The organism is Corallococcus sicarius (assembly GCF_003611735.1).
GTDB classification, from domain to species: Bacteria; Myxococcota; Myxococcia; order Myxococcales; family Myxococcaceae; genus Corallococcus; species Corallococcus sicarius.
This window is the reverse complement of sequence record NZ_RAWG01000291.1, coordinates 1-12,360: the sequence shown is the minus strand read 5'-3', so window position 1 is coordinate 12,360 and position 12,360 is coordinate 1. Positions and strand designations below refer to the sequence as shown.

Sequence of the window (12,360 nt, the reverse complement as noted above, 5' to 3'; positions counted from 1 at the left end):
CCTCCGCCCCCAGCGACACCACCACCAGCCCGACGCCCCCCGCGTGCAGCTCCCGCGCGGCCCGCGCCACCTCGCCCGGCGTCCGCAGCGGGCGGTCGAGCAGCTCTCCCAGTTCGTGCGCGTTCGGCTTCAGGAAGTCCGGCCGCGCGGCCACCGCGTGGCGCAGCGCCTCTCCGCTGGTGTCCACCACCACCAGCGCACCCTTCGCGTGCAGACGCTTCGTCAGCGTGGCGTAGACCGTGGCGGGCACTCCGGCCGGCACGCTCCCGGAGAGGACGAAGCAGCCATGGTCCAGCGTGAGCGCGTCCAGCGTGGCGCCCAGCGCGTCCAGGGCCTCCTCCGGGACGCGGATCCCCGGCAGGTTCAGGTCCGTCACCGCGCCGCTCGTGCGGTCCACGACCTTGATGTTCACGCGGCTGGAGCCGGGAAGCCGCAGGCAGCGGTCCTGGATGTCGCGCTCGTGGAACAGCGCCTCGAACAGCGACACGTTGTCCGCGCCCAGGAACCCCGTGGCCGTCACCGGCCGCGAACCTCCCGCGAGGAACGCCGCCACGTTGATGCCCTTGCCTCCCGGCGTGCGCGTCTCCGCCACCACGCGGTTGACGGCGCCCGCGCTGAAGCCCGGGCACTCCAGCGTCTGGTCGATGGCCGCGTTCAGCGTGACCGTCACCACCCCCGGCTTCGTCGGCTTCACGCTCCTGCTCCCTTCCGCGCCATCAGGTCCCGCACGAGCGCCCGCACCTCCGCCGCGTTGTCCCGCTCCAGCGCTTCGCGCGCCACCGCTTCGGCGTCCGTCATCGAGATGCCGCGCAGCAGCGCCTTCACCGCCGGGATGCTGGGGATGGCGACGCTCAGCTCCGTGACGCCCAGGCCGGACAGCACCACCGCGCCGGACGGGTCGCCCGCGATGCCGCCGCACGCGCCCACCCAGATGCCCGCCTTCCGGGCCGCGCGCACCGTGAGGTCCACCATGCGCAGCACCGCCGGGTGCAGGCCGTCCGCCTGCGGCGCGAGCACCGGGTGCTCGCGGTCCATCGCCAGCACGTACTGCGTCAGGTCGTTGGTGCCGATGGAGAAGAACGACACGTCCCGCGCCAGCCGCTCCGCCATCATCACCGCGGAGGGCACTTCAATCATGATGCCCGTCTCCACCGGATCCGCGCCGACCTCCAGGCGCACGGACTCCGTGATGGCGCGCGCCTTCGTCAGCTCCTCGGGCGTCGCCACCATGGGGTACATGATGCGGACCGGGCCCTCCTTCGACGCGCGCAGGATGGCGCGCAGCTGCGTGCGGAACAGGTCCTCCCGTTCGAAGCACAGGCGGATGCCTCGCACGCCGAGGAACGGGTTCGCCTCCGCCGGCAACGACAGGTAGGGCACGTGCTTGTCGCCGCCGATGTCCAGCGTGCGCAGGATGAGCGGCAGGCCGTTCAGCGCGCGCACCATGGTGCGGTACGCGTGCAGCTGCTCCTCCTCGTCGGGCGGTGTGTCGCGCTTGAGGAAGAGGAACTCCGTGCGCATCAGCCCCACGCCCTCGCCGCCCGCGTCCACGGCCTTCTGGGCCTCCGCGGCCTCGCTGATGTTCGCGGCCACCTCCACGCGCCGTCCATCGAGCGTGATGGCGGGCCGGTAGCGCTCCAGCTTCTCCTCCTCGCGCCGCACCCGCGTGCGCTCGCGGTGGGTCGCGGCCTTCGCGTGGTCCCGCTCCGAGGGCTTCAGCACCAGCACGCCCGCGTCCCCGTCCAGGATGCAGTCCTGTCCGTTGCGCAAATCCAGCACGGACGGCCCCGCCGCCACCACCGCCGGCAGGTCGAGCGAGCGCGCGATGATGGCCGTGTGCGACGTGGTGCCGCCGCCCGCCGTGCACAGCCCCAGCACCATGGCGGGGTCCAGCTTCGCCGTGTCCGACGGGGCCAGGTCCTCCGCCAGCAGCACCACCGGGTGGTCCGGGAAGGTGGCCTCTCCCTCCACCACCGTGGCGAGGGGCCGCAGCACGCGCCGGCCCACGTCGCGCAGGTCCGCGGCGCGCGCGGCCAGTGTGGGCTCGGCCAGCTTCGCGAGCGAGTCGGCGCGGCTCTCGAAGACGCGGCCCCACGACTCGCCCGCGCTCAGGCCCGTGTCGATGTGGCCGTGCGCCTCCGTCCGCATCTCCGGGTCGTCCAGCAGCTCCAGGTGCGCCTTGAAGATGGCGGCCCGCTGCGCCCCGGCCTTCTTGAGGAAGCCCTCGTGCAACTGGCGCAGCTCCGCCGCCGCGCCCGCCAACGACTCGTCCAGCTTGCGGTGCTCCTGGACGGCGTCGGCGGCGCGCTCCTCCACCACCAGTCGCTCGCGCTGGAAGGCCCACACCGGCCCGGACGCGATGCCCGGCGACGCGGACAAGCCCGCCACCAGCGTCCCCTCGTAGTCGAGCGGGACGGTGGCCCTGGGCTCGGTGCTCGCGGCGCTCGTTCCAGGCGTGGCGGAGGCCTCCTCGCCCAGGCCGGACTGGAAGGCGTCGCTGAGCGCATGGAGCGCTGCCTCCGCGTCGTCGCCCGTCGCGGTGAGCGTCAGCAGCGTGCCGCCCCGGGCCCCCAACTGAAGCAGCGACAGCACGCTGCGCGCATTCGCCTGACGCCCTTCGTGGTGCACGGTGACTTCAGCCCGGAAGCGCCGGACCACCTCCACCAGCACGGTGGCCGGGCGCGCGTGCAGGCCGTGCGGCGAGGGCGACAGGGCCTGGAGGTGCGGCCCTTCGAAGGTGAGGGGGACGGAGGCGCTGGCCTCCGGCGGCGGGCTCGCGCCGTTGAGCACCTGGACGATGAGGGCCGCGTCCCCGGTCTGTGCCAGGGCTTCGGACTGGGCTTCGTCCCCCAGCACGCCGGTGAGGTTGGCGAGCACCTGGAGGTGTTCGTCGGACTTCGCCGCGATGCCCACCACGAGGCGCGCGTGGCCTTCCGGGCCCCAGGCGACGCCTTTCGGAAACTGCACCACGACGACGCCCGTCTGGTGCACGAGGTCGCGCGCTTCGGGCAGGCCGTGCGGAATCGCGATGCCGTGGCCCAGGTACGTCGCGGACACCTGTTCGCGCCGCAGCATGCTGTCGACGTAGCCGGGCGCGATGAAGCCGGACTCCACCATCACCTGTCCGACGAGGCGGATGGCCTCCGCCTTGTTCTCGGCGGACCGTCCCAGGCGGACCTGCGAGGGCGTCAACGTCAGCATCGGGGCTCCTTGCTTCGGGTGCGCGTGCGCTTCAGTCGGCTTCACTCATGGGACCGCGGGCGCATCCTGCCCCGGAGACCCCGCACGCCGGTACGGGCTTACAGGCCCCGTCTTCCCGGTAACAGCTTCTTGAAGAGCAACCCGTGGAAGCCCGCCCCCATGCCCGGGTGGCGCGTGGGCCTGATGGGTGGAGGACGTCGCGCGTCCCCGAGCGTGACGGGACGTGGGAGGGTGTTAGAGAGGAGGCCGTCATGTCTGACAGCGTCCTGGACTTCTACGAAGGGCTGGCCGAGGAGTACCACCTGCTCTTCGCGGACTGGGAGCAGTCGGTGGAGCGGCAGGGCGCGGTGCTGGATGCGCTCCTGCGCCGCTCGGAGGCGCCGCCCCCGCGTCGGGTGCTGGACTGTGCCTGTGGCATCGGCACGCAGGCGCTGGGGCTGGCGGCCCGGGGCTACGCGGTGCACGCGACGGACCTGAGCCCCGCCGCCGTGGCCCGCGCGGAGCGCGAAGCGCGCGCCATGCACGTGACGCTCACCACTGGCGTGGCGGACATGCGCATGCTGGACTGGCAGGTGCCCGGCACCTTCCACGTGGTGATGTCCTGCGACAACGCGCTCGCGCACCTCTTGGAGGACTCAGACCTGCACGACGCGGCGAACGCGATGGCGTCGCGCCTGGTGCCCGGCGGGCTCCTGGTGGCGAGCCTGAGGGACCACGAGGCGCTGCGGGAGAAGCGGCCGCGCTTCACGGCGGAGCGGGTGCTGGACACGCCGCTGGGCCGCCGCGTCCTCTTCCAGGTCTGGGATTGGGCGGTGGATGAAAGACAGTACACGGTGCGCCAGTTCATCCTGCGCCAGGAGTCCGGCGTCTGGCACACCACGGAACATACCGGCGTCTACCGGCTGCTGGAGCGCCTGGAGGTGGAGCGCGCGCTCACGCAGGCGGGGCTGGTGGATCCGCGCTGGTACTCGCCCGAGGAGACCGGCTTCTACCAGCCGCTCATCACCGCCCGGAAGCCGTGAGCCCGGGCCCGTCTGCTCCCGCCACCACGACGCCAGCTCCGCGCGCACGAAGGGCACGGCATGACGGCGCAGGGTGGCGGCGGCCTTGAACAACACCCGGGCCTGCCGGACCCGGACGCGCAGGGCGCGGACCACGGCCTGCTCGGAGGCGGCCGGCGCCGCGCTCAGGGAGCACGCGACCTGGAGGACGGGGAGCAGCGCCGGCCGCAGCGGCCCCACCCAGATGAGCGCCAGCAGGAGGTGCAGCGCCACCAGCCACCCCAGCCCCTCCCGCAGCAGGACCGGTAGCCGCTGCCCGTCTCGCTCCGTCTGTCCGCGCATGGAATCCCCTCTTGGCTACATTTGTAGTCACGAAGGGATATGCCATGACTACAGCAGTAGTCAAGACGTCGTGCGGGGCGTGCGTGGGGGCAGGGTCCAGCGGTCCTCCTCCGGACGGTAGTCGCGGGCCTGTTTGCCGGCGGTGCCATGCGCCTTGGTGTCGAGCAGTCCCGCGTGCCAGAGGTTCTGCTTCAGCTTGAAGACGGTGGAGGGGTTGATGTCCGGTCCGCGCAGTCCCTGCTTCAGCTCGCCGGAGGGGTCCGCGAGGAAGAGGGCCGTGGCCAGCGCGAGGTCCTCCTGGCCCGCGGCCACCGCCAGCTCCGGCAGCATGAGGGATCCGCCGCGCTCCTGGAGCGTCCGGTGGATGAGGCGCACCGCGGGCTGACGGAGGAGGACGAAGCGGGCCACGGCGGCGAAGGCGGCGTGGACTTCCAGCAGCCGCTTGCGCTTGTCGTAGCGGGTGTCGGGATTGAACTGGAGCGCGGCCAGGAGGTCGGCCACGGTCCGGCCCTCGACGGTGGGTTGCCAGTCCAGGTCCAGCAACCCGAGCATGTTGGCGCCGGTCGCCGCGAAGCGACGCGAGCTGTCGCTCGACAGGTCCTTCCAGTGGGCTGCGAGCGATTCCATCAAGGGCCGCGAGGCCCCTTCCCGGTCCGCGAGGAAGGCCGCCGCCAGGTAGTTGAGCGGGTGGTTGAGCTGGAGGCTGCGCGCAGCAGGGACGCCTTCGAGCAGCGCAGAGGCCTGGCTGACGATGCGGGGCAGCGGCGTCGGATCCGCGGGAGGCGCGACCTCCACCCAGCGCTTGTCATCCAGGGCGAGGATGCCGACGCCGTTGTCCCGCGCCATGGTCAACGCGGAGCGGTGGAGGTCCGAGGCGGGTGACGGGAGCGCGAGGTACGCGTGATGGACGCCCGAGCGGTAGCGGTGGGCCTGGCCCATGCCCTTCACCCAGTCCTTCACCGACGCCTTCACCTCGATGCCCGCGACGAGGACGCCCTCCGGCTGCGCGACGCTGCACAGGATGTCCGGACGCGCGCCCTCCAGCGTGAGCCGTGTCATCGGCTCCAGCTCGTGGGCGAACGGGCTGTGCACGTAGGACGGATCCGCGTCCACCAGCAGGTGGAGGATGCGCGAGGCGCGCAGCCCGTGCGCCAGCAGGTGGTGCTTCAGGGAGCGGACGACCTGGGCCTCGGGGCTGACCATGCTCAGGCGCGCTTCACGTCGGCGGGCGCGTTCGGATGGCGCGCGAGCAGCGCGCGGAGCTGCGGCTGACGGCGCACCAGCTCCTGCTTGAGCAGGTGCGCGATGAGCACGGGCGGCGCGGCGCTCCACCGGGCGAGGTTCTGGATGAGCAGGGGCGAGCGGTACGTGCGGCCACACAACAGCGACGCCGTCTTGCCATCCACCGACATCCCCACGAGCGCCCCCAACGCGCGGCCCTCCGTGTTGAGGATGAGCTCCACCTTCTCCTCGGACGGGCCGGTGGCGAAGCGCTGGCGCAGCAGCTCGCGCGCGGTGCGGCGCGTGGACTCCGGCACGTCGCGGTCCACGGTGAGCTTGTGGTGCTCCATCAGCCGCCGCAGCGCCCACAGGCGACGGAAGAGGGACGCCGGGAGCTGCGGGTTGCGCACGAGGAAGCGGCGCACGCCCGTGTCCGCGGTGAAGGCCGCGCGGGCACACAGCGCCTCCAGGCCCACGGGGTTGCGGTGGTGCCGGGCGATGAGCCGCGCGTGCGCGAGCCCCACGCGCGGGTTCTCCAGCGTGGCCTTGATGACGGCGGGCACCGGGTCGAAGCACAGCGCGGACAGCTCCGGGTCCTCCGCCCCGTGCGCCATCGCCACGCGCTGGTCCTCGGGCAGCCCGTGCAGGCGCGTCTCGAAGAGCTTGCGGTAGTTGCCCAGCACGGCCTCGGACTCTTCGTCTCCGGGCGCGGCCTCGGGCTCGTCGTCACCGGAGGCGTCGGAACCGGCCTCGGTGTCCGGCAGCGGATCCGCGTCCGTGGCCTCGTGCGGGGACGCGGCCTGGACGTGAAGGGGGACTTCGTCGGCGGGCGTCGCGGGAGGGCGCGCGGCAGGAGCGCCCTGGCGCACGGTGTTCACGGAGACAGCGTCCTCCGCGCCCGGCAGCAGCGCGCCCTGGGCCACGAGCCGCGCGAGGATGTCGCGCAGCTTCTCCAGCGGCAGCCCGGTGAGCGCGGGCAGGTCGCGGGCGCGGGTGTGCCCGTCCAGCCTGGACAGCACGAAGCCTTCCTCCGCGTTCAGCGGCAGGCGACGCAGGTCCACCGAGGGGTTCAGCTTGGGCGTCCAGTCGTTCATGCGCGGCCCCGAGTCTTTCACGACACGCGGTCCCCGTGCCTCCTGGTGTCCCCTGCGCCCTGACCGTCGGGATGGGATTGTTCCGGGAGGGGCCGAAAACAGGGCCTGCCCGGTCGCCTCCCGGCCTGCGGTCCTCCCCAAGTTGCCTCGACCCGAGGGCCGACCGTTGTCGGTGGCCGCACGTGAGGTGCTCCCCCGGGTTGACGCCGGGCGGGGGGCGGGACACAACTTCACTTCATGTCCGACCGCATCCAGACCTATGGCGAGTTCTGGCCGTTCTACCTGCGCGAGCATTCGCAGGCGTCGACCCGCTGGCTGCACTTCGCCGGCACCAGCCTGGGCGTGGGCCTGGGCGTGACGGCCGCCGTCACCGGGCGTGGGGCGCTGATTCCCGCCGCGCTGGTTGCTGCCTACGGCTTCGCGTGGCTCAGCCACTTCAAGATCGAGAACAACCGTCCGGCGAGCTTCAAGTACCCGCTCTGGTCGTTCATCTCCGACCTCCGCATGGCGGCGCTGATGGCCACCGGCCAGCTGACGCCCCACCTGGAGCGCGCCTGGGCGGGAAGGCCGGTTCCGGTCCCGGTGGCTTCGGCCCAGGCCGAGGTCCGGTAGCCCTTCCCCGTCGTGAGGGGCTGACGTCTCAGTATTCGCCCACGCTGCTGACCAGGGTTTCATCCGAGACGCCCAGGTAGAACGGCACGGGGATGGTGTCGGCGGGGCGTTGGTCGCCGGGCGCGCCGGGGGCTTCGGAGAGGTCGAAGCGGAAGTCCGTCACGCGCAGCCGCACGCGGGTGCCCTCGGGGACGGAGACCTCCAGGAGGATGCCCTCGGGCGGTGGGGCCCAGTACTGCAGGACAGGGCCCGACTTGCGCTCGAGCAGGCGCGCGATGGCGTCCGGCTCCAGCTTGTGGCCCGCCATGGACAGGCCTTTCAGCGGCGTGTCCGGGCCCAGCTGGAGCTGGAGGTGGGGCGCCTGTCGGCGCGACGTCACCCGGAGCGCGAGCCGGCGCAGGCCGTCCCGGGTCTCGTCGTGCTCCACCCGCACGTCCGGCGCCGGGAGGGGCACCGGAGGGGCGGGGGCCACGCGGACGTCCATGGGGAGCAAGGGCAGGTAGGTGACGAGCCGGCGTTTCGTGGCATCGCCGCCGAGGAACCCGGAGACCCAGGCATCCGGTTCGAAGTCGAGGGTGAACCAGTACGCCTCGCCGCTCGTGGCGTCGACGACGTAGGCGAGGCTGCTGGGGCGCGGGTGCTCCGCGTCGAAGCGCTCCCGGACCACGCCCACGCTGAGCAACACCCCGGCCAGCGCGAAGGCCAGCGGCGCCACCGTCCGGCCTGGCCGCACGGGCTCCGCGACCGCCTGGGCCAGCAGCAGCACCAGCCAGGGCGTGAGCACCACCGTCACCACCGCCACCAACGCGAGCGTCAAGGCGGAGTAGAGGTTGGGCACCGGCGGCACCCACAACAGCAGGCTGGGGATGGCGCTCGCGGCCAGCACCAGGCGGGTGCGCGAGGAAGGATTCTCCCCCGGTTCGCGCCACCGCCACCCCAGGGCCGGCGCCCCGAAGACGACGGGCCAGATGAACAGGTAGCTGATTCCGCTGGCCACGAACGCGCTGACGAGCCCCAGCACCGTCCACGCGATGAGCGCGCCCGCCGCGAGTTCCGCCCGCCGCACCTTGCGCAGGAAGAGGGCCTGGAAGCCGGCCACCGCCGCGAGCGTCAGCGCCAGCAGCCCCACGATGAAGAGCGGGCCCTGGTAGGCGTCGCGCTGGGGCAGGGTCCTCAAGCCCCCATCGACGTACCGCACGAGCCACCACGCGACGTGGAGCACCACCGCGCTCCCCACCGTCGTCGCGAGCAGCGCGCCCACGCCCTTCAGGAGGCCGGACGCCCGCAGCGCGCCCCGCCGCAGGCCCACGGCGATGGCGGCCCCGCAGGCGAGCAGCGCCAGCAGCGCGAGCGGCACCGCCCAGGACGCCGGGTGGTGGACGAGCCAGGGCCCCACGTTGAAGTAGATGGCGCTCTGCGTGGAGGTGGGCTCCAGCGGGTCCTGGCCCAGGTGGCGCGCGAGCGCGAGCATCACCTCGCCGTGATGCTGGAGGCTGTCGAGGTCCAGGTGGGCGAGGTCGTCCAGGCGCGAGTGGTAGCGCATGAACCCGTCGATGAAGCCGAAGTTGAGGCCCGACTTGCCCGCCTTCAGGAAGATGGTGAAGTCCGTCTCGTTGGGCAGCCGCCGGTTGGTTTCGTCGAAGAGCGAGCTGGCCTGGGCAGGGGCACCCGAGCGCGCCAGGTGTTCGATGAGCCAGCGGCTGTCGGGGCTGGGCTGGAACATCAGCGAGGGGCCACGCGAGCCCCGGGCCTCGAAGTTGAGGACGACGGCGACCCGCTTCGCCAGCGGGTGCTGGAGCGCGAAGGCCCTGGCGCCCACGAGCCCCGTCTCCTCCGCGTCCGTGAAGACGAAGAGGATGTCGTTGCGGAGCGGGGGGCCGGTGCGGAGCGCGCGCAGCGTTTCGAGCATCGCCGCCACGCCGGCCCCGTCATCCGAGGCCCCGGGCGAGGTGGGCACGGAGTCGTAGTGGGCGACGATGGCGATGGCCTTGCTTCCATCCACGCCCTTCAGGTGGGCGAGGACGTTGTGGACCGTGGAGCCCGGGATGTAGCGGCCCAGGCCGAGGGAGGGGTTGATGGCGGAGGTCACCTGGACCTCCGGCGTCAACCCCGCTTCGCGCACGGTGCGCAGCAGGTACTCTCGCACCTCGCGGTGCGCCTGCGAGCCGACGGGGTGCGGGACCGCCGCGATGTGCTCCAGGTGCGCGCGGGCCCGCCCGGCGGAGAACACCTCCACCGGCGCCGAGGCCGGCAGGGCCGCAGGTGCCGAGGCGAAGTGCAGGGCGAAGACGACGGTGAGCCCAACGAGGCTCACGGCCAACAGGCTGACAAGGCGCGTGCTCACGTGCGCGCGACCTTACCGGTTTGCCTCCCTGCCCGCAGCATGACGGGAGGGCGCGAACCCACGCCGGTGGATCCACGCCGCTGCCCTGGGGCCTTCAGGTCAGGCGCTGACGCCGACGCCAATGGGGCAGCTGACGCCCGTGCCCCCGACGCCGCAGTAGCCGCCCGGGTTCTTCTGCAGGTACTGCTGGTGGTAGTCCTCGGCGTAGTAGTAGGGCGGCGCCGGGATGATCTCCGTGGTGATGTCCCCCAGCCCCTTCGCGCGCAGCGCCTCCTGGAACGCGCGCTGCGTCTCCTCCGCGGCGCGCTTCTGGGCGTCGTTCGCGTAGTAGATGCCGGAGCGGTACTGGGTGCCCGCGTCGTTGCCCTGGCGCATGCCCTGCGTGGGGTCGTGGTTCTCCCAGAACACCTTCAAGAGCTGCGTGTACGTGACCTTCGTCGGGTCGTACACCACGCGCACCACCTCGTTGTGGCCGGTGAGCCCCGAGCAGACCTCTTCATACGTGGGGTTCGGCGTCAGCCCGCCCGCGTAGCCCACGGACGTGGAGTACACGCCCGGCACCTGCCAGAACTTGCGCTCCACCCCCCAGAAGCAGCCCATGCCGAAGACGGCGGTTTCAAAGCCCTCCGGCGCCGGCCCCTTCAACGGGGTGCCCAGCACGGTGTGCTTCGGGGGAACGGGCATCTCCTGCGGACGGCCGGGCAGCGCCTCCTGCGGAGTGGGGAGCCTCGACTTCTTCGGGGACGTGAAGAACATGCTCTAGCTTTAGCCCCGCCCCTCCCGATTTTCACGCCTGGCGCACGGCCGCCTCCCTGCCCCGCGGGCCACCAGGAATGACCCCCTCCGCGAAAGGTTCTCCAGGACTCCCATGCGCACCCGCCTCCTCGCCGCCCTCTGTCTCCTGGCGCCCACCGCCGCCCTCGCCGCGAAGGACCCCCGCTGCGCCGGCAAGCCCGCCGCCCGCGCCGCCCGGTTCTCCGACACCGCCATGAAGGGCGCCTCCGCCGCGGAGCGTTACGCCGCCTACATCCAGGCCTGCGCGCTGGACGACGTGGTGGCCCTCACCCAGGCCCTCGTCCGGTTCAAGACGGTGAGCAGTGAAGCCCCCGCGTCCAAGAACCCGGAGATGGCCGCCATGGGCCGCTACCTGGAGACCTGGGCGAAGGCGCACGGCTTCGCCTTCCGCACCGTGGGCCAGAACGATGTCTTCGAGCTGTCCTGGGGTGAAGGCACGGGCGAGCCGCTGCTGGGGCTCGTCTTCCACGGCGACGTCGTGCCCGCCGTCGGACACGAGTGGAAGCGCGCGCCCTTCAAGCCCGTGGTGGTGAACGGGCGCCTGCACGGCCGGGGCGTGGAGGACGACAAGGGGCCCATCGCGTCCGGGCTCGTCGCGCTCGCGATGGCGAAGGACCTGGGCCTCAAGCCCCGGGGCCGCGTGCTTGTCATCATCGGCAATGGCGAGGAGAGCGACTGGGCCGGCATGAAGCACTACGCCGACACCGAACCCAAGCCCACGCACGTCATCTCCGTGGACTCCGGCTACCCGGTGATGGCCGCGCAGTCCGGCTTCGTCGCGTGGACGCTGGAGGCGCCCGTGGGCGCTGCCCCCGCCGCCGCGAAGGAGGGCACCGTCGCCCGCGCGGTGGACGTCACCGCGGGCGAGTTCCTCACCCAGGTGCCTGGCACCGCCACGCTGAAGCTTGCGGCCGTGAAGGGCCAGACGCCGGAGGCGGTGCTGGCCGCCGTGAAGGCCGCCATCGCCGCGGAGGGTCCCGCGCGCAAGGACCTGAAGGCCGACGTGAAGCGCGACGGCGCCACCGTGGTCCTCACCACCCACGGCAACGCCGTGCACTCCTCCGTCGCGGACGAGGGCCACAACGCGCTCTGGGATTTGTCCGCCGTGGCCGCGCGTCTGTCATTGGAGGACAACGGCATCGCCGCGATGCTGCGCGTCGTGTCCAAGCGCTTCGACGGCGACCACCACGGCGACAAGCTGGGGCTCGCGTACAAGGACACGCTGATGGGGCCGCTGCTCGTCGCGCCCACGGTGCTGCGCGTGAAGGACGGCGCGGTGTCGCTGGGCGTCAACATGCGCAGGCCCCGGGGCAAGGACGCCGCGGCGTTCAACGCGAGCCTGGACGCCGCCGCGAAGCGCGTGGGCGAGGACGCGGGCGGCCAGGTGAAGGAGGGCAAGGACCGCTACGTGGGCGACCCGCACGTGGCGGACACCTCCGGGCCGCTGGTCCAGACGCTGATGGACATCTACAAGCGCCAGCGCAAGGCGCCGGACGCCGTCCCCGGCTCCATCCGCGGCGGCACCTACGCGCGGCTGTTCCCCCGCGCCGTGGACTTCGGGCCCGCGTTCCCCAACGAGCCCTACACCGGCCATGCCCCCGACGAGTCCATCGCGCTGGAGACGCTGGAGCTGAGCACGCGCATGCTCGCGGAGGCCGTGCACACGCTCGCCATCGCGCCGGAGGCGCCCGCGGCGAAGACCCCGACCCCACCCACGCCGTGACGGCGGCTCACGGGGGACTTTGGCCCG

The 12,360-nt window shown here is 72.4% G+C and carries 10 protein-coding genes; 4 read left to right on the top strand and 6 right to left on the bottom strand.

What is annotated here, in order from left to right; all coding sequences use genetic code 11:
• On the bottom strand, positions 1 to 694 hold a 694-nt coding region (locus D7X12_RS32475; RefSeq protein ID WP_147443864.1), incomplete at its 3' end, for a 1-phosphofructokinase family hexose kinase.
• Positions 691 to 3,201, bottom strand: coding sequence for a phosphoenolpyruvate--protein phosphotransferase (gene ptsP, locus D7X12_RS32470; protein WP_120629111.1), 2,511 nt, complete (start codon positions 3,199 to 3,201; stop codon positions 691 to 693). The genes D7X12_RS32475 and ptsP, both read right to left, overlap by 4 nt.
• 251 nt (positions 3,202 to 3,452) lie before the next feature.
• Between ptsP and D7X12_RS32465 the strand changes: the two genes are divergently transcribed.
• Both D7X12_RS32465 and D7X12_RS32460 read left to right on the top strand, forming a co-directional pair.
• Positions 3,453 to 4,223: a class I SAM-dependent methyltransferase gene (locus D7X12_RS32465; protein WP_120629110.1), complete on the top strand. Its 771-nt coding sequence runs from the start codon at positions 3,453 to 3,455 to the stop codon at positions 4,221 to 4,223.
• Positions 4,224 to 4,283: 60 nt separating this feature from the next.
• Positions 4,284 to 4,511, top strand: coding sequence for a hypothetical protein (locus tag D7X12_RS32460; protein ID WP_120629109.1), 228 nt, complete (start codon positions 4,284 to 4,286; stop codon positions 4,509 to 4,511).
• Between the two features lie 93 nt (positions 4,512 to 4,604).
• On the opposite strand, the gene D7X12_RS32455 is transcribed toward D7X12_RS32460, so the two are convergent.
• Entirely contained in the window at positions 4,605 to 5,747 is a 1,143-nt protein-coding gene (locus D7X12_RS32455; RefSeq protein WP_120629108.1) for a hypothetical protein, read from the bottom strand.
• A gap of 2 nt (positions 5,748 to 5,749) precedes the next feature.
• On the bottom strand, positions 5,750 to 6,859 hold the full coding sequence (locus D7X12_RS32450) for a hypothetical protein (RefSeq protein WP_208719424.1): 1,110 nt from the start codon (positions 6,857 to 6,859) through the stop codon (positions 5,750 to 5,752).
• 237 nt (positions 6,860 to 7,096) lie between these two features.
• On the opposite strand from D7X12_RS32450, the gene D7X12_RS32445 reads away from it, so the two are divergent.
• Positions 7,097 to 7,471, top strand: a complete 375-nt coding sequence (locus D7X12_RS32445) for an Mpo1-like protein (protein ID WP_120629107.1) — start codon at positions 7,097 to 7,099, stop codon at positions 7,469 to 7,471.
• Between the two features lie 28 nt (positions 7,472 to 7,499).
• Here the strand turns inward: D7X12_RS32445 and D7X12_RS32440 are convergent, their stop codons facing one another.
• Both D7X12_RS32440 and msrA read right to left on the bottom strand, forming a co-directional pair.
• Positions 7,500 to 9,815, bottom strand: a complete 2,316-nt coding sequence (locus D7X12_RS32440; protein ID WP_120629106.1) for a M20/M25/M40 family metallo-hydrolase — start codon at positions 9,813 to 9,815, stop codon at positions 7,500 to 7,502.
• Positions 9,816 to 9,914: 99 nt separating this feature from the next.
• Positions 9,915 to 10,571 carry a peptide-methionine (S)-S-oxide reductase MsrA gene (msrA, locus tag D7X12_RS32435; protein ID WP_120629105.1) on the bottom strand — a complete coding sequence of 219 codons (657 nt, stop codon included), beginning with the start codon at positions 10,569 to 10,571 and terminating at the stop codon, positions 9,915 to 9,917.
• Positions 10,572 to 10,683: 112 nt separating this feature from the next.
• Here msrA and D7X12_RS32430 point away from each other — a divergent pair, with 112 nt between their 5' ends.
• Positions 10,684 to 12,333 (top strand): Sapep family Mn(2+)-dependent dipeptidase, encoded by a 1,650-nt coding sequence (locus D7X12_RS32430; RefSeq protein ID WP_120629104.1) that lies wholly within the window; start codon positions 10,684 to 10,686, stop codon positions 12,331 to 12,333.
• Positions 12,334 to 12,360: the final 27 nt, after the last annotated feature.